We start from the raw sequence: 15,692 nt of genomic DNA, 5'->3' as shown, positions 1-15,692 counted from the left end.
ATGGCGCGGTTCGCGCTCGAGACGGTCGTCGCGGCCCCGCCGGCCGAGGTGTTCGCCGCCTCGCTCGACCCCGGGCTCCACGTGAAGAGCATGGCCCGGTACGGCGAGACGATGATCGAAGCGCCGTCGGGCGGGGTCTTCACCGAGGGCTCGACGGCGACGTGGCGAGCACGCCATTTCGGCATCCCCTTCCGCCTCCGGTCGATCGTGTTCGACGTCGATCCCCCGCGCGGGTTCTCGGACCGCCAGATCGCCGGCCCCTTCCGGGATTTCCTGCACGAGCACCGGTTCGAGGAGCATCCGGCCGGCACGCTCATGCACGACACCGTGACTTTCCATTCGCCGCTGGGGCCGCTCGGCCGCGTTGTCGATGCGATGTTCCTGCGCGCGTACGTGCGCCGACTGATCGTGGAGCGCAACGCGATCCTGGCCGCCGAATTCGAGGCTCCCGGGCGTACTCTTTCGGCATGAGCGAACTGCGGCTGCACACCGTCCTCACCGGCCGCGGCCCCGCTGCGGCGATCCTGCTCACGGACGAGCAGGTCGCGTCGCTCGGTGCCGGCAAGGCCTTCCCCGTCGCCGTCACCATCGGCGGACGCACGGCGCGGCTTCGCGTGGCCCGCATGGGCAGCGAGAACATGATCGGCTTCAGCAAAGCCGTGCGCGCCGACCTCGGACTCGAGATCGGGCAGGAGGTCGATGCCGTGATCCGCGTGGATTCGGCCGAGCGCACGGTCGACGTTCCGCCCGAGCTCGCCACTGCTCTGGATGCCGACCCCGGGGTGCGCGCCGCTTTCGACGCCCTGTCCTACTCCGTCCGCAAGGAGCACGCGCGCTCCGTCACCGAAGCGAAGCAGGACGCGACGCGCGAGCGCCGCATCACGAAGATCGTCGACACCCTCCGCGACTGACCGCCCCTCGAGTCCCGCGCTCATCAGGTCAGCGGATCAGCGGTTCTGGAAATCGGGCGACCGCTTCTCCCGGAAGGCCGACATGCCCTCCTTCTGATCAGCGGTGTCGAAAAGCGTGGCGAACGCCTGCTTCTCGTGTGCGAGGCCTTCGGCCAGGGTCGTCTCCATCGCGGCGTCGAGTGCGGCCTTCGCTGCGTACACCGACGGCAGCGACTTCGAGGCGATCGTGTCGGACAGCTTCGTCGCCTCGGCGAGGAGATCGGATGTCGGCACGACGCGCGACACGAGCCCGGCGCGTTCCGCCTCTTCGGCGCCCATGAAGCGCCCGGAGAGAACCAGTTCGGCCGCCTTGTAGTAGCCGACCGCGCGGATCAGGCGCTGCGTACCGCCCATGCCGGGGATGACGCCGAGGTTGATCTCGGGCTGGCCGAACTTGGCGTTGTCGGCGGCCAGGATGATGTCGCACATCATCGCCAGCTCGCATCCGCCGCCGAGGGCGAAGCCGGAGACGGCCGCGATCACCGGCGTACGCACCGCAGCGAACTCGTGCCAGACGCCGAAGTGGTCGGTCTCGAGCATCTCCGCGGCGGACATGCCCTCCATCTCCTTGATGTCAGCACCGGCGGCGAAGGCCTTCTCGGATCCGGTCACGACGATGGCTCCCACGCCCTCGTCGGCATCGAAGGCGACGGCCGCGGCGGTGACCTCCTCGGCAAGCCGGCTGTTCAACGCGTTCAGCGCCTCGGGACGGTTCAGGGTGATCCACCCGACTCGTCCGCGCTGCTCGACCAGGATCGTCTCGTACTCGGTCATATCGCCCTCTCCGTCGAAGTACCGATCATCACACGACGCCGTCGCGGATGTCGGTGATGATGCCGGAGAAGTCCCGCCCCGCGCCATCCCCCGCGGCGAAGGCGGCATACAGCTCCTGCGCGAGCCGGCCCATGCGGGCATCCGTCGAGGTCTGCTCGATGGCCTGCAGCGCGAGGCCGAGGTCCTTCGCCATCAGCGCTCCCGCGAAGCCCGGCTGATAGTCGCGGTTGGCGGGACTCGTGGGCACAGGCCCCGGAACAGGACAGTTCGTGGTGATCGACCAGCACTGTCCGGATGCCTGCGAGACGACGTCGAACAGCGCCTGGTGCTCGAGCCCGAGCCGCTCCCCCAACACGAAGGCCTCGGCGACGGCGATCTGCGAGACCGCGAGCACCATGTTGTTGCAGACTTTCGCCGCCTGGCCGAGCCCGGGACCACCGCAGTGCACGATGCGCTTGCCCATAATCTCGAGCAGCGGGAGCGCTGCCGCATAGTCCTCCTCCGCCCCGCCGACCATGAACGCGAGCGTGCCGTTCTCGGCCCCGACGACTCCGCCCGAGACCGGGGCATCGACGTTGCGGTGTCCCGCGGCGAGCGCGAGCGCGTGAGCCGCGCGGGCCTCGTCGACCGCGATGGTCGACGACTCGATGAACAGCGTGTTCGGTCGGGCCGCCGCGAGCAGCTCCGTGCGATACGCCTCGATCACGTGCTTCCCCGCGGGGAACATCGTGATGACGACATCCGCATGCGCCACGGCATCCGCCCCGCTCGCCGCCACGGGGATGCCGGCCGCTTGCGCCGCCTCGATGGCTGCAGGCACGAGATCGAAGCCGTGCACCTCATGGCCGGCGGCGACGAGGTTCTTCGCCATCGGCAGGCCCATGTGCCCCAGGCCGAGAAAAGCCACGCGCGTCATGATGCGCTCCGCATCTGGTCTCCGCCGCTGCGCTGGAGGGAGCTCGAGCCCGCGGGTCGCAGCATCTCGCGTCCGACGATCAGTCGCATGATCTCGTTCGTCCCCTCCAGGATCTGGTGCACCCGCAGGTCGCGGACGACTCGCTCGATCCCGTAGTCCTGCAGGTATCCGTATCCGCCGTGCAGCTGCAGCGCCCGGTTGGCGACGTCGAAGCCGGCGTCTGTGGCGAAGCGCTTGGCCATCGCGCAGCGCATGGTGGCGTCGGGTGCGTGCTCGTCGACGGCCTGGGCACCGTCGCGCACCATCAGCCGGGCGGCGTGCAGTTCGGTGCGCATGTCGGCGATCGCGAACAGGATCGACTGCTTCTCGGCGAGCGGCTCGCCGAACGCGACTCGCTCGTGCACGTACCGCACCGCCTTGTCGAGTGCCCACTCCGCGCCGCCGAGCGAGCAGGCGGCGATGTTGAGGCGTCCGCCGTTGAGCGCCGACATCGCGATCGCGAACCCGCGCCCCTCGTCGCCGAGCATCGCGGATGCCGGAACGCGGACCCCGTCGAAGATCACCTGTCGGGTCGGCTGCGCGTGCCAGCCCATCTTCTTCTCGAGCGGACCGAAGCTCAGGCCCTCGGCGTCGCCGGGGACGAGGAATGCGCTGATGCCCCGGGCGCCGGGCTCCCCCGTGCGGGCCATCACGACGTACACGGCAGCCTCGCCGGCACCGGAGATGAACTGCTTCATCCCGGTGAGCACATAGTCGTCGCCCTCGCGGACCGCACTGGTGGCGACGTTGGCGGCATCGGAACCGACGCCGGGCTCGGTGAGGCAGTAGCCGCCGAACTCCTGCATCGCGGTGAGCGGCGGCAGCCACGTCTCGCGCTGCGTGTCGTCTCCGTAGGTGTCGATCATCCACACGACCATGTTGTGGATCGAGATGTACGCGGCGACGGCCGGGTCGCCCTTGGCGAGTTCCTCGAAGATCGCGACGGTGTCGCTGCGGCTGAGGCCGGCGCCGCCGAAGTCCTCGCGCACATAGATGCCGCCGAGCCCCAGCTCTCCGCCGCGGTTCAGCGACTCGCGCGGGAAGATGTGCTTCTCGTCGCGCTCGGCGGCGAAGGGGGCGAGCTCGGCCTCGGCGAACTCGCGGACGGCGCTGAGGATCGCCTCGCGCTCCTCGGCGGTGGTGGTGACGGTGGTCATGGTCATCATGTGTCCTTGTGGGATCTCGTGACGGGACGTGGGGATCAGTGCATGGTGGGGATGACGAAGCTGGCTCCGTCACGGATGCCCGCCGCGGGCCAACGGCTCGTCACCGTCTTGGTCTTCGTATAGAAGCGGAACGCGTCGGTGCCGTGCTGGTTGAGGTCGCCGAAACCGCTGCGCTTCCATCCGCCGAACGTGTAGTACGCGATCGGCACCGGGATCGGGACGTTCACGCCGACCATCCCGACCTCGACGCGTGCGGCGAAGTCGCGGGCGGCATCGCCGTCGCGGGTGAAGATCGCGACACCGTTGCCGTACTCGTGCTCGGACGCCATCCGCAGCGCCTCCTCGTAGTCGGCGGCACGGGCGATCACCAGCACCGGGCCGAAGATCTCTTCGCGGTAGATCGCCATGTCGGTGGTGACGTGGTCGAACAGGGTCGGTCCGAGGTAGAAGCCCTCCTCGTGCCCTTCGACGACGAACCCGCGGCCGTCGGCGAGCAGCGTCGCACCCTCGTCGATGCCCTGCTGGATGTAGCCCTCGACCCGCTCGACGGCCGCCCGCGTGACCAGAGGTCCGTAGTCGACATCGGTCGCGAGAGAGGGTCCGATACGCAGTTGCGCCACGCGCTCGGTGAGCTTGGCGGCGAGCGCGTCTGCCGTCTCGTGTCCGACCGGCACCGCGACCGAGATCGCCATGCACCGCTCGCCCGCTGAGCCGTATCCGGAACCGATCAGCGCGTCGACGGCCTGGTCGAGATCAGCATCCGGCATCACGATCATGTGGTTCTTGGCGCCGCCGAAGCACTGAGCCCGCTTGCCGTGCGCCGTCGCGGTCGCGTAGATGTACTCGGCGATGGGCGTGGAGCCGACGAACCCGACGGCTCGGATGCGGTCGTCTGTGAGCAGTGTGTCGACGGCCTCCTTGTCGCCGTGCACGACGTTGAGCACTCCTGCCGGGAGGCCCGCCTCGAGGAACAGCTCGGCGATGCGCACCGGAACGGAGGGGTCGCGCTCACTCGGCTTGAGCACGACCGCGTTGCCCGCGGCGAGCGCGGGCCCGGCCTTCCAGAGCGGGATCATCGCGGGGAAGTTGAACGGGGTGATCGCAGCGACGACCCCGAGCGGCTGCCGCATCGAGTAGACGTCGATGCCGGTACCGGCACCCGTCGAGTACTCGCCCTTGAGCAGATGCGGGGCTCCGGCGGAGAACTCGATGACCTCGAGTCCGCGCTGGATGTCGCCCTTCGCGTCGTCGACGGTCTTGCCGTGCTCGCTCGCCAGCAGTTCGGCCAGCGAGGTCATCTCGCGCTGCACCAGGTCGAGGAAGCGCAGCAGCACGCGGGCCCTCTTCTGGGGGTTGGTCGCGGCCCAGGCGACCTGCGCCTCTTCGGCGTTCGCGATCACGCGGCGCACCTCATCGGCCGAGGCGAGCGGCACGCGGGCCTGCACGGCCCCGGTGCTCGGATCGAACACATCGGCGAAGCGACCGGAGTCGGGGGTGAGAAGCGATCCGCCCACGAAGTGCGGGATAGTACGAGTCATTGTGTGACGTCCCTTCGTGCCGTCGTTGGCACATTGGGGAGTTTACTCGGAGGGCCGGATATTTACTAGGACACCCTTGTATTTTCCGCCGATCCGAGAATGCCCCGGATCGTGGTTGTTCGCGCCCCGTTCACCGCCGCGTCATCTCGCCCGGGTACAACTGCAAGTGCGCGGACAGAGACTCAGACCGGATCGGGTGTCACGTCTACCGCGCGCACGGTGAGCACTCTCGCTCCCGTCGCGGCGCCCACGCCGCGAGACCCCCGCCGAATCGGGTCGGCGGGGGTCCTCTTCGTCCGGGCCGGAAGCGGCCTGCGGCCCTCCGCATCCGAATTAGAATCGACGGTGCGCTGCCACCCTTGGCGCATCCGCTTCGGCGTCCCGACCCCGGACGCCCGTTCCCCCGAGGACCGCACAATGTCCGAACCTCTCACCGTTTCCATCCGCCGCGAAGTCGACCCCGAGCGCATCGTCGAGGCGACCGCCTGGGTGCAGACGGGCGTGAACCTCGCGACGAAGTACCCGGGCTTCCTCGGCTCGGGCTGGGTGCGTGCCGGCGAGGATTCGCAGGTGTGGCACATGCTGTACCGCTTCGCGAGCGAGGACTCGCTCACCGCGTGGGAGCAGTCGGCCGAGCGGGCCTGGTGGCTCTCGATGGGCGAGGGCTTCGTGCGCAGCGAGCGCTCCAAGCGGCGCACCGGGATCGAGGGCTGGTTCGATGAGCCGACGACCGGAACCATCACCCTCCCGGCAGCCGACGGCACCACCGAGACGGTCACCGTCGCCCCCGCTCCGCCGCGATGGAAGCAGGCGACCTCGATCTGGCTGGGCTTCTTCCCGGTGAACCTCGCATTCACCTACGCGATGAGCCCCGTCCCCGGATGGAACGAGCTGCCGATCTGGCTGCGCGTGCTCGTCACGACCCTCGTGCTCACGCCGATCATGGCGTACTGGGTGCTCCCGTTTGTCACCCGTTCACTGCGGAGCTGGCTCACCCGCTGATGGCTGTTCCCGCGACGAAGGACGAGCTGCTCACCGCGATCCGGACGGAGTATGCCCGCCTGTGCGCCGACCTCGATCGGGTACCTACGGACTCCGCCCGCGAACTCGTGCTGCCCGGTCACGTCAAGGACACGATGATGAGTCCGGCTGACCTTCTCGCGTACCTGATCGGCTGGAACGAGCAGGTGCTCACCTGGCACGAGCGTCGCGCCGCCGGACTCCCCGACGAGCTGCCGGCCGCCGACTTCGGCTGGAATGACCTCGGGGCCTTGGCGCAGCGCTTCTACCGCGACCACGAGGGCGCGTCCTGGGCCGAGCTGCGTGCACACCTCGACGACGCAGAGCAGCGGATCGAAGCCCTCGTCCTGAGTCGTTCGGACGAGGAGCTCTACGGCGCCCCGTGGTACCGCACCTGGACGATGGGGCGCATGATCTCGCTCAACACCTCATCGCCCTACCGGAACGCCCGCGGCCGCATCCGCCGCTGGCTCCGGACGCGCTGAGCGCGGGCTCAGCTCCCCTTTCCCGGCGAGACCCCCTCGTCGGCCGACTCCACGAGCGAGAGCGGATCCGCGATGTCCTCCAGCGACTTGCCCGCGGCGCTCACCCCGAAGATGCCGCAGATGACGCCGCCGAACATCATGATCGCCGCCCCGAGCACGTACCCCCAGAACAGCGGGCCGCGGTCGCCCGACTCGGCACTCGCACCGATGAGCGACCCGTAGAGCACCGGAGCGATGGCCCCGACGAGCTGCCCGATCGAGAAGACGTACGAGATCACCTGGCTGCGCAGCTCGAGCGGGAAGATCTCGCTCACCGTCAGGTATGCCGCCGACGCACCGGCCGAGGCGAAGAAGAACGACGCGCACCAGAATGCCGTGTGCGTGGCCGCGTTCAGCACGCCCGCGTTGAACAGGAACGCGCTGACGAGGAGGATCAGGCCCGCGAGAACGTACGTCGAGAACAGCATCCTCCGTCGACCCCAGGTGTCGAAGAAGTGCCCGAGGATGAGCGCGCCGGCCAGGTTTCCGACCGCGAACATGATGAAGTACTGCGAGGCGGAGGCCGGCGGGGTGTCGTAGAAGTTCTCGAGCACGAGGGCGTAGGTGAAGAAGATCGCGTTGTAGAGGAACGACTGGGTCACCATCATCGTGATGCCGACGAGGGTGCGCCGCGGGTACTTCTTGAACAGCACCTTCACGATCACGAGGAACGGGACGCTGCCGTATTCCTTGACCGTGATCGCCTTGCTCTCGTCGACCGGGTCGATCGTCTTGCCCTCCTTGCGGATGCGCTCCTCGATCTCGTCGACGTTGCGTTCCGCCTCGTCCTCGCGCCCGTGCGTCATCTGCCAGCGCGGGCTCTCCGGGATGTGCCGACGCAGCCAGATGATGAGGATGCCGAGCACCGGTCCGACGAAGAAGCTGAGCCGCCAGCCGAGGTCGGCGGGGAGGATGTCGGTGTTGAGGAAGAACATGTTCGCCACGGCACCGAGGGCCGCGCCGCCCCAGTAGGTGCCGTTGATCGCGATGTCGACACGGCCGCGGTACTTCGCCGGGATGATCTCGTCGATCGCCGAGTTGATCGCCGCGTACTCGCCGCCGATGCCCGCGCCCGCCACGAATCGCCAGATGTAGAAGAACCAGGGGGCGAAGGAGAGACCGGCGACCGCCGACCCGACCAGGTACACCGCGAGCGACACGAGGAAGAGGTTCTTGCGGCCGAGTCGGTCGGCGAGGCGTCCGAACACCAGCGCACCGAACACCTGACCCAACAGGTAGCAGGTACCCGCCAAGCCCACCTCGGCCGGCCCCATGCCCAGAGTCGCGGCGTAGCCGTTCGCGGCGACGATCTGCACCTCGAGCCCGTCGAGGATCCAGGAGAACCCGAGTCCGACGACGATCATCCAATGGAATCGCGACCACGGCAGTCGGTCCATGCGTGCCGGAACGAGCGACCTGACCTCCTTGACGGTGGCGTCGGATGCGGACATGGACCCTCCTTCGTACGCGGGCGGAATCGCCCCGGCATCTGTCTTACTCCGGGGGCGGATCCGCTGCACGGCCTTGACCGCAGGGACCCCGCACGCTAAGAACGGCGAAAGACCCCGATGCGCTCGACGCATCGGGGTCTTCGATCGACCAGGGTCAGCTCTCGATGTGCCGCTCGTCGGGGCCGTCGTAGTACGACAGCGGACGGATCAGCGCGTTCGATCCGGCCTGCTCGATCACGTGCGCGGTCCACCCGGTGACCCGCGCGGCCACGAAGAGCGGCGTGAAGGTCAGGGTGTCGAAGCCGATCAGGTTGTACGCCGGGCCCGAGGGGTAGTCGAGGTTCGGATAGATGCCCTTGCGGGCGACGAACTCCGACTCGAGAGTGTCGTAGAGGGCGGCGACCTCGGGGCGGTCGTAGTGCTCCACGAGCGTGTCGAGCGCCGCCTTCATGGTCGGCACCCGGGAGTCGCCCTTCTTGTAGACGCGGTGCCCGAAGCCCATGATCTTGCGCTTCTCGGCGAGGGCCTTGTCGAGCCAGGGCACGACGTTCTCGGCCGTGCCGATGTCGTCGAAGATGTGCAGCACGGCCTCGTTGGCCCCGCCGTGGAGCGGCCCCTTGAGGGCGCCGATCGCCCCGACCACCGCCGAATAGATGTCGCTCAGGGTCGAGGTGATCACGCGCGCCGTGAACGTCGAGGCGTTGAAGGAGTGCTCCGCGTACAGGATCATCGAGCGGTTGAAGGCGTCGACCACGACCTCGTCCGCCTCTTCGCCGAACGTCATCCAGAGGAAGTTCGCGGAGTAGTCGAGGTCGTCGCGCGGGGCGATGATCTCCTCCCCGCGACGGCGACGCTGACCGTAGGCGACGATCGCGGGCAGGGCGGCGAACAGACGGATGCTGCGCTCGAGGTTCTGTTCGGGGCTGCCACCGGCGTCGAGCACCGAACCGCCCGCACCGGGGTCGGAGGCGCCGATCAGGCTGACCGCGGTGCGGACCTCGTCCATCGGGTGGGCGTCGAGCGGCACCAGGTCGATCGCGGCCTTGACGTTGTCGGCGAGTGCGCGGTTCTTGCGCTCCTCGAGCCGGAAGGCCGCGAGCTCTTCCGGCGTCGGCAGCTCGCCGTTCCAGAGGAGGTAGGCGACGGCCTCGAACGGCTGCGTGTCGGCCAACTCCTGCACGGGGTAGCCGCGGTAGAGCAGGCTGTTCGTCTCGGGGTTGACCTTCGAGATCGCGGTCGTGTCGACGACGACCCCCGCGAGGCCCTTCTTGATGTCCGGCTCGGTCATGGTCACTCCTTCGTGATGGTGAAGTTGAAGACGCCCGAGTCGAAATGGTTGTACGACTCGTAGTCGATCAGATCGTAGAGATCGGCGCGGTGCTGCATCTCGCCGAGCTTCGAGGTCAGGTGCCCCTCGTCGTTCAGCGTATCGAGAGCACGGCCTGCGGCCCCCATCGAGATGCGCAGCAGCGACACCGGCCAGATGACCAGGTTGACGCCGGCATCCCGCAGCTGGTCGGTGGAGAACAGCTCGCTCTTGCCGAACTCGGTCATGTTCGCCAGGATCGGCACGTCGAGCACCTCGGCCATCGCCTCGAATTCGGCGAGCGTGCGCATCGCCTCGGGGAAGATCGCGTCGGCACCGGCATCCACCAGCGCCTTGGCGCGGTCGATCGCCGCGTCCAACCCCTCGATCGCGCGGATGTCGGTGCGCGCCATGATGAGGAAGTTCGGGTCGCGTCGGGCGTCGGCGGCGGCGCGGATGCGCTTGATCGCGGTGTTCTCGTCGACCACGGCCTTGCCGTCGAGGTGGCCGCAGCGCTTCGGGTTGATCTGGTCCTCGATGTGCGTGCCGGCGAGGCCCGCATCTTCGAGCTCCTGGATCGTCCTGGCCACGTTCATCGGCTCGCCGAAGCCGGTGTCGGCGTCGACGATCGCGGGGAGATCGGTCATGCGGGCGATCTGCTTCGCCCGGCCGGCGACCTCGGTCAGCGTCGTGAGGCCGATGTCGGGCAGGCCCAGGTCGGCTGCGAGCACGGCGCCCGAGATGTAGACCCCGTCGAAGCCCTTCTGCTCGATCAGGCGGGCGCTCAGGGGGTTGAAGGCTCCCGGGAAGCGCAGCAGTTCGCCGGAGCGGAGCCGCTCGCGGAACAGCCGTCGCTTCTCGGCGGGCGTGACGGTGGAGTACAGCATCAGAAGAGTCCCGCAGGCGCCGGCGCTGCCTCGAGCAGGCCGGGCTTCGCGACGATCGACAGCTCGCCGACCTCGGCGGCCGTGAGCTCGGGCAGACGCTGCACGAGCGCAAGGAACCGCTCGATCTCGGCAGGCTCGAGCACGGGCTCGGCCAGCAGACGGAACTTCGCGATGTAGTTCTCGCGCGCGAACGGACGGGCGCCCAGCGGATGCGCGTCGGCCACGGCGATCTCGTCGACCACGGTCGAGCCGTCAGTGAGTCGGATCTCAACGCGACCGCCGAACGCCTTCTCGGCCGGGTCCTCGGAGTGGTAGCGGCGCGTCCATTCCGCATCCTCGGCCGTGGTGATCTTGTGCCACAGCGCGACGGTGTCGGCGCGGCCCGCACGCTCGGGGGCGTACGAGTCGACGTGGTGCCAGCCGCCGTCCTGCAGCGCCACCGCGAAGATGTACGGCACCGAGTGGTCGAGGGTCTCGCGCGACGCGGTCGGGTCATACTTCTGCGGGTCGTTCGCGCCCGAGCCGATCACGTTGTGGGTGTGGTGGCTGGTGTGGATGACGATCGAGTCGATGTTCGCGGGATCGCGCAGCGCCGGGTTCTCGATCCCGAGCTTGCGGGCGAGGTCGATGAGCGCCTGCGCCTGATACTCGGCCGAGTGCTCCTTCGTGTACGAGTCGAGGATCGCGCGCTTGGGCTCACCCGCGGCGGGCAGCGGCACCTCGTACGCGGCGTCCTTGCCGTCGAGCATCCAGGCGATCACACCGTCTTCGCCTTCGTAGATGGGCGCGGGGCTCGTCTGCCCCCGCATCGCCCGGTCGACCGCCTCGACGGCCATCTTGCCCGCGAAGGCCGGGGCGTGCGCCTTCCAGGTGGAGATCTCGCCCTTGCGGCTCTGACGCGTGGCGGTCGTGGTGTGCAGGCCCTGTCCGACGGCCTGGTAGATCGTCTCGACGTCGAGGCCGAGCAGGGTGCCGATGCCGGCCGCGGCCGACGGGCCGAGGTGGGCGACGTGGTCGATCTTGTGCTTGTGCAGGCAGATCGCGCGCACCAGGTCCATCTGGATCTCGTAGCCGGTCGCGATGCCGCGCACAAGCGCCCGGCCGTCCTTGCCGACGTGCTGCGCGACCGCGAGGATCGGCGGGATGTTGTCGCCGGGGTGCGAGTACTCGGCCGCGAGGAAGGTGTCGTGGTAGTCGAGTTCGCGCACGGCCACGCCGTTCGCCCAGGCCGCCCACTCGGGGCTGGTGCGGTGGTCGAGCGCCGCACCGGACAGGTTCGCTCCGACGCCGCCGGTGGAGACGGGGTGGCTGAACGCCTGCGCGCGGGCGGCGTTGATCGGCGCGCGGGTGAGGGATGCCGCCGCCACCGAGGCGTTGTCGATGATGCGGTTGATGATCATGTCGACGACGTCCTGCTCGACCTCGACCTGGTCGGCGGCGACCTCGGCGATCTTCCAGGCGAGCTGGTCTTCCCGGGCAAGGTTCTCGTCGCTGCGGTGCACACGGACGTGGTGGGTGACGGTCATTTCTTATCCTTCACGGTTGCTGGAGTCGAGGGAGTCGAGGATGCCGGTGAGGGCGTTGTGCAGGTGCACGTGGGTGGCATGGGCGGCGAGGTCGCCGTCGCGGGCGGCGAGCGCGTCGGCGATCGTGCGGTGCTCGGCGGCGGATGCCGCGAGTCGGGTGGGCTTGTCGCGGGCCATCCGCCGCACCCGCACGAGGTGCGTGCGCACGGTGCGCAGGGCCGAGGCGATGTAGTCGTTGGCGACGGCCGCATCGAGGGCGGCGTCGAACCGGGCGATCAGGGCGTAGTACGCGTCGCGACCGGCGGGCGCAGTGAGATCGACGTGCGCGAACTCCTCGGCGAGTTCGGCGAACAGGCCGGCATCCCCGCGCACGGCGGCCAGACGGGCGGAGCTCTCCTCCAGCGCGCGGCGGATCTCGAAGAGCGAGCGGATGTCGTCGGCATCCAGGTCGGCGACCACGGTGACGCGCGGCGACTGCTGCACGACGAGTCCGTCGCCGGCCAGTCGGCGCAGCGCCTCGCGCATCGGGGTGCGACTCACGCCGAGACGCTCGGCCTGCTCGACCTCGCCGAGAACGAAGCCGGCCGGAAGAGCACCGGACTGGATGTCGTCGAGAAGGGCCGTGTACGCGCGATCACTCGCGGAGAGACGCTCGACAACAGGGGCCATGCCCTCATTGTATACATAAAGGAGCGCCACCAGCCCCTCAGTCTTGCTGCGCAGGCTTCCCGTATACATTCCCGGAGGTGGGGACCGGCTCCACGAACCCTGCCGCGACGGGCTCGCCCAGCTTGACCACCACGACCCCCACGAGCACGAGCACCCCACCGAGCCCCTGCAGCAGATCGGGGAGCTGCCCGAGCAGCAGCCAGCCGAACAGGAGCGCGGCGACCACCTCGGCGAGCGCGACGAACGACGCGAGCCGCGACCCCAGCATCCGGGTCGACGCGATGCCGAGCAGGTACGCGAGCGCTGTCGCGACGACCCCCATCGCCAGCACGGGGACGAACCAGGGCACGCTGCCGAAACGGTAGGCGATGTCGTCGGTCGTCCACGCGATCGGCAGGACACCGATCGCCCCGGCCGCCGTGAGACCGAGAGCACCGAGCAGCAGCCCGCTTCCCGCGAGCGCGAGGGGCGGCAGGCCGGTGTCGACCTTCGCCGACAGCACGAAGTACGTCGCCGCACCCACCATGGCTCCGAGCGCCCACAGGATGCCGGCCACGTTCACGTCGGCCCCCGTGAGGATGTCGAGCATGAGCACCAGGCCGACGAAAGCGATGGCCGCGCCGATGGCGCTCTTGCGACTCGGACGCTCACCCCGCCGGGCCCACAACCACAGCAGCACCGCAACCGGTGCGGTGTATTCGATGAGCAGCGCCAGCCCCACATCCATGACGGCGACGGCCTGGAAGTAGAAGAGCTGGGTCGCGGTGACGGCGAGCAGTCCGTAGGCGAGGATCATGCCGGCGTTGCGGCGAAGGAGACCCCACCGTCCGCGCAGCGACAGGATCGTGGGGATGAGCAGCACGAGGGCCGCCACCCAGATGCGCGCGGTGACGGCGGCCCCCGGCGTCCACCCCGCGTCGATGAGCCCGCGCGCCCACGCGCCGGACATGCCGAACGACAGCGCGGCCGCGATCGCGAGCGGCAACCCCAGGCGCACACCGCGTGCGGACGCGACCGCCACTCTGTCATTGCTCACCCTGCCCATGATCGATGACGCTACTCGCGTGCATTGTAAGATGTCAACGTGATCTTCACCGATGACACCCAAGAGGGGCTCCGCGCCGCCGTCTGGCTCGTGAACTCGGCCGAGGATCCGGACACGCTGGTCGACCTCGACGACGAACGCGCCTTCCTTCGCGAGTTCCCCTACACCGGACGACTCGACCGCGATGAAGACGAGCTCGACTCCCTGCGCCGCCTGCGCCCGCGTCTGCGATCCATGCTGCTGGCGCCGCGCGATGAGATGGCCGAACTCGTCAACGCCGCCCTCGCCGAGTCCCGCCTCACCCCGCGACTGCTCCGACACGACGGGGTCGATTGGCACCTCCACGCCGTGGCCGACGAGCATCCACTGGCCGAGCGCGTGCTGATCGAGACCGCGATGGCGCTGATCGACGTCATCCGGGCCGAGGAGGGCTCGCGCCTCTCCGTGTGCGCGGACGACACCTGCCTGGCGATCGCCCTGGATCTCTCCCGCAACCGCTCGAAGCGCTACTGCTCGACGACCTGCGCGAACCGCAACGCCGTCGCCGCCTATCGGGCGCGCCGGGCCGTGGACTGACGCACGGACTCAGGCGCCGACGTGCGCGCCCGTCCAGGTGTACGCCGCGATGGTGTCGGCCTTCATCTCCATGCCGTTGCCCGGTGCCGTCGGCGCCATGTAGGAGCCACCGCGGATGTCGGTCGGCACGACGAAGTGCTCGTGCAGGTGGTCGACGAACTCGATCATGCGGCCCTCACGGGTGCCGGTGACCGCGACGAAGTCGAACATCGACAGGTGCTGCACCGCTTCGCACAGACCCACCCCACCCGCGTGCGGGCACACCGGAACGCCGAACTTGGCGGCGAGCAGCAGGTTGGCGATGTTCTCGTTGACGCCGCCGACGCGCACGGCATCGATCTGCATGACGGAGATGGCATCCGCCTGCAGCAGTTGCTTGAAGATGACACGGTTCTGGGCGTGCTCGCCGGTGGCGACGCGGATCGGTGCCACACCTCGAGCGATCTCGGCGTGACCAAGGACGTCGTCGGGGCTGGTCGGCTCCTCGATCCACGCGGGGTGGAACTCGGCGAGCGCGTTCACCCACTCGATCGCCTCCGACACCTCCCAGCGCTGATTCGCGTCGATCGCGATGGGGAAGTCCGGTCCGCACACCTCGCGGGCTTTGCGGAAGCGGCGGATGTCGTCCTGCAGGTCGGCGCCGACCTTGAGCTTGATCTGCGTGAAGCCGTCGGCCATGGCCTCGCGGGCGAGCCGTTCGAGCTTCTCGTCGGAGTATCCGAGCCAGCCGGGACTCGTGGTGTAGCCCGGATACCCGGTGGCGAGCAGCTGTTGCTCCCGCTCGGCCCGGCCGGGCTCCGCGTCGCGCAGGATGTCGAGGGCGTCCTCGCGGGTGAGGGCGTTCGTGAGGTAGCGGAAGTCGACGAGGTCGACGAGTTCTTCCGGGGTCATGCGAGCGAGCAGCTGCCAGAGGGGCAGCCCCGCGCGCTTGGCTTTGATGTCCCACAGGGCGTTGATGACCGCACCGATGGCCATGTGCATGACGCCCTTCTCGGGGCCGAGCCAGCGCAGCTGCGAGTCGCCGATGATCGCCCGGAACGTGCCGCCCATGTCGTAGAGCAGGGGCTCGAGCTCGCGGCCGACGAGGTGTCCGGCGAGCGCGTCGATCCCGGCGACCTGCACATCGTTGCCGCGTCCGATCGTGAAGACGAACGCGTGGCCCTCGATGCCGTCCTCGGCGTCCGTGCGCACGATCACGTAGGCGGCGGAGTAGTCGGGGTCGGGGTTCATCGCGTCCGAACCATCCAGGCTCAACGACGTGGGGAAGCGGATGTCGGTGGTGTCGAGGGCGACGATACGGGTCAC

Annotated in this window: 16 protein-coding genes; 5 read left to right on the top strand and 11 right to left on the bottom strand. The window is 68.9% G+C overall.

Annotated features, from left to right (window positions below; genetic code table 11):
* Both J7E45_RS12810 and J7E45_RS12805 read left to right on the top strand, forming a co-directional pair.
* Positions 1–471, top strand: coding sequence for an SRPBCC family protein (locus J7E45_RS12810; RefSeq protein ID WP_215069642.1), 471 nt, complete (start codon positions 1–3; stop codon positions 469–471).
* Positions 468–911 carry a YdeI/OmpD-associated family protein gene (locus tag J7E45_RS12805; RefSeq protein ID WP_091031436.1) on the top strand — a complete coding sequence of 148 codons (444 nt, stop codon included), beginning with the start codon at positions 468–470 and terminating at the stop codon, positions 909–911. The genes J7E45_RS12810 and J7E45_RS12805 overlap by 4 nt, the downstream gene beginning before the upstream one ends.
* 36 nt (positions 912–947) lie before the next feature.
* On the opposite strand, the gene J7E45_RS12800 is transcribed toward J7E45_RS12805, so the two are convergent.
* Genes J7E45_RS12800 through J7E45_RS12785 form a run of 4 tightly spaced genes read right to left on the bottom strand, consistent with a single transcriptional unit; the run spans position 948 to position 5,383 of the window.
* Complete coding sequence (locus J7E45_RS12800) at positions 948–1,724, bottom strand: enoyl-CoA hydratase-related protein (protein ID WP_215069639.1); 777 nt, start codon at positions 1,722–1,724, stop codon at positions 948–950.
* 28 nt (positions 1,725–1,752) lie between these two features.
* Positions 1,753–2,640 (bottom strand): 3-hydroxyisobutyrate dehydrogenase, encoded by an 888-nt coding sequence (mmsB, locus tag J7E45_RS12795; RefSeq protein ID WP_215069636.1) that lies wholly within the window; start codon positions 2,638–2,640, stop codon positions 1,753–1,755.
* Positions 2,637–3,842 (bottom strand): acyl-CoA dehydrogenase family protein, encoded by a 1,206-nt coding sequence (locus J7E45_RS12790; protein ID WP_091032258.1) that lies wholly within the window; start codon positions 3,840–3,842, stop codon positions 2,637–2,639. Before J7E45_RS12790 ends, mmsB begins: the two co-directional genes overlap by 4 nt.
* A 38-nt stretch (positions 3,843–3,880) precedes the next feature.
* Positions 3,881–5,383, bottom strand: coding sequence for a CoA-acylating methylmalonate-semialdehyde dehydrogenase (locus J7E45_RS12785; RefSeq protein WP_215069634.1), 1,503 nt, complete (start codon positions 5,381–5,383; stop codon positions 3,881–3,883).
* A gap of 417 nt (positions 5,384–5,800) precedes the next feature.
* Here J7E45_RS12785 and J7E45_RS12780 point away from each other — a divergent pair, with 417 nt between their 5' ends.
* Entirely contained in the window at positions 5,801–6,385 is a 585-nt protein-coding gene (locus J7E45_RS12780) for an antibiotic biosynthesis monooxygenase (RefSeq protein WP_091031451.1), read from the top strand.
* Positions 6,385–6,888, top strand: a complete 504-nt coding sequence (locus J7E45_RS12775) for a ClbS/DfsB family four-helix bundle protein (protein WP_215069632.1) — start codon at positions 6,385–6,387, stop codon at positions 6,886–6,888. Before J7E45_RS12780 ends, J7E45_RS12775 begins: the two co-directional genes overlap by 1 nt.
* Positions 6,889–6,896: 8 nt before the next feature.
* Here the strand turns inward: J7E45_RS12775 and J7E45_RS12770 are convergent, their stop codons facing one another.
* From J7E45_RS12770 to J7E45_RS12745, 6 genes are all read right to left on the bottom strand, one after another.
* Positions 6,897–8,378, bottom strand: a complete 1,482-nt coding sequence (locus J7E45_RS12770) for an MFS transporter (protein ID WP_215069630.1) — start codon at positions 8,376–8,378, stop codon at positions 6,897–6,899.
* A 154-nt stretch (positions 8,379–8,532) separates the two neighbouring features.
* Positions 8,533–9,666: a bifunctional 2-methylcitrate synthase/citrate synthase gene (locus tag J7E45_RS12765; RefSeq protein ID WP_215069629.1), complete on the bottom strand. Its 1,134-nt coding sequence runs from the start codon at positions 9,664–9,666 to the stop codon at positions 8,533–8,535.
* A gap of 2 nt (positions 9,667–9,668) precedes the next feature.
* Positions 9,669–10,571, bottom strand: a complete 903-nt coding sequence (prpB, locus tag J7E45_RS12760; RefSeq protein WP_215069627.1) for a methylisocitrate lyase — start codon at positions 10,569–10,571, stop codon at positions 9,669–9,671.
* Positions 10,571–12,097 carry an MmgE/PrpD family protein gene (locus J7E45_RS12755; protein ID WP_215069625.1) on the bottom strand — a complete coding sequence of 509 codons (1,527 nt, stop codon included), beginning with the start codon at positions 12,095–12,097 and terminating at the stop codon, positions 10,571–10,573. Before J7E45_RS12755 ends, prpB begins: the two co-directional genes overlap by 1 nt.
* Positions 12,098–12,100: 3 nt before the next feature.
* Positions 12,101–12,766 carry a GntR family transcriptional regulator gene (locus J7E45_RS12750; protein ID WP_215069623.1) on the bottom strand — a complete coding sequence of 222 codons (666 nt, stop codon included), beginning with the start codon at positions 12,764–12,766 and terminating at the stop codon, positions 12,101–12,103.
* Positions 12,767–12,803: 37 nt separating this feature from the next.
* A complete protein-coding gene (locus tag J7E45_RS12745) occupies positions 12,804–13,811 on the bottom strand; it encodes a DMT family transporter (protein WP_215069621.1) in 1,008 nt (335 codons plus the stop codon).
* A gap of 39 nt (positions 13,812–13,850) precedes the next feature.
* On the opposite strand from J7E45_RS12745, the gene J7E45_RS18205 reads away from it, so the two are divergent.
* The gene (locus tag J7E45_RS18205; RefSeq protein WP_215069619.1) at positions 13,851–14,387 is read left to right on the top strand and encodes a CGNR zinc finger domain-containing protein; all 537 of its coding nucleotides are present in this window, start codon (positions 13,851–13,853) and stop codon (positions 14,385–14,387) included.
* 9 nt (positions 14,388–14,396) lie between these two features.
* On the opposite strand, the gene J7E45_RS12735 is transcribed toward J7E45_RS18205, so the two are convergent.
* Entirely contained in the window at positions 14,397–15,692 is a 1,296-nt protein-coding gene (locus tag J7E45_RS12735) for an L-fuconate dehydratase (RefSeq protein WP_215069617.1), read from the bottom strand.

This window comes from Microbacterium sp. ISL-59 (assembly GCF_018613945.1).
GTDB lineage: Bacteria > Actinomycetota > Actinomycetes > Actinomycetales > Microbacteriaceae > Microbacterium > Microbacterium oxydans_B.
Note: the sequence above shows the minus strand (reverse complement) of the source record. Positions and strands in the feature narration are given on the sequence as shown.

Excerpts from the sequence above, each read along its gene's own strand:
- J7E45_RS12810 (WP_215069642.1), top strand. The coding sequence starts at position 1 with ATGGCGCGGTTCGCGCTCGAGACGGTCGTCGCGGCCCCGCCGGCCGAG.
- J7E45_RS12805 (WP_091031436.1), top strand. The coding sequence starts at position 468 with ATGAGCGAACTGCGGCTGCACACCGTCCTCACCGGCCGCGGCCCCGCT.
- J7E45_RS12800 (WP_215069639.1), bottom strand. The coding sequence starts at position 1,724 with ATGACCGAGTACGAGACGATCCTGGTCGAGCAGCGCGGACGAGTCGGG.
- mmsB (WP_215069636.1), bottom strand. The coding sequence starts at position 2,640 with ATGACGCGCGTGGCTTTTCTCGGCCTGGGGCACATGGGCCTGCCGATG.
- J7E45_RS12790 (WP_091032258.1), bottom strand. The coding sequence starts at position 3,842 with ATGACCATGACCACCGTCACCACCACCGCCGAGGAGCGCGAGGCGATC.
- J7E45_RS12785 (WP_215069634.1), bottom strand. The coding sequence starts at position 5,383 with ATGACTCGTACTATCCCGCACTTCGTGGGCGGATCGCTTCTCACCCCC.
- J7E45_RS12780 (WP_091031451.1), top strand. The coding sequence starts at position 5,801 with ATGTCCGAACCTCTCACCGTTTCCATCCGCCGCGAAGTCGACCCCGAG.
- J7E45_RS12775 (WP_215069632.1), top strand. The coding sequence starts at position 6,385 with ATGGCTGTTCCCGCGACGAAGGACGAGCTGCTCACCGCGATCCGGACG.
- J7E45_RS12770 (WP_215069630.1), bottom strand. The coding sequence starts at position 8,378 with ATGTCCGCATCCGACGCCACCGTCAAGGAGGTCAGGTCGCTCGTTCCG.
- J7E45_RS12765 (WP_215069629.1), bottom strand. The coding sequence starts at position 9,666 with ATGACCGAGCCGGACATCAAGAAGGGCCTCGCGGGGGTCGTCGTCGAC.
- prpB (WP_215069627.1), bottom strand. The coding sequence starts at position 10,571 with ATGCTGTACTCCACCGTCACGCCCGCCGAGAAGCGACGGCTGTTCCGC.
- J7E45_RS12755 (WP_215069625.1), bottom strand. The coding sequence starts at position 12,097 with ATGACCGTCACCCACCACGTCCGTGTGCACCGCAGCGACGAGAACCTT.
- J7E45_RS12750 (WP_215069623.1), bottom strand. The coding sequence starts at position 12,766 with ATGGCCCCTGTTGTCGAGCGTCTCTCCGCGAGTGATCGCGCGTACACG.
- J7E45_RS12745 (WP_215069621.1), bottom strand. The coding sequence starts at position 13,811 with ATGGGCAGGGTGAGCAATGACAGAGTGGCGGTCGCGTCCGCACGCGGT.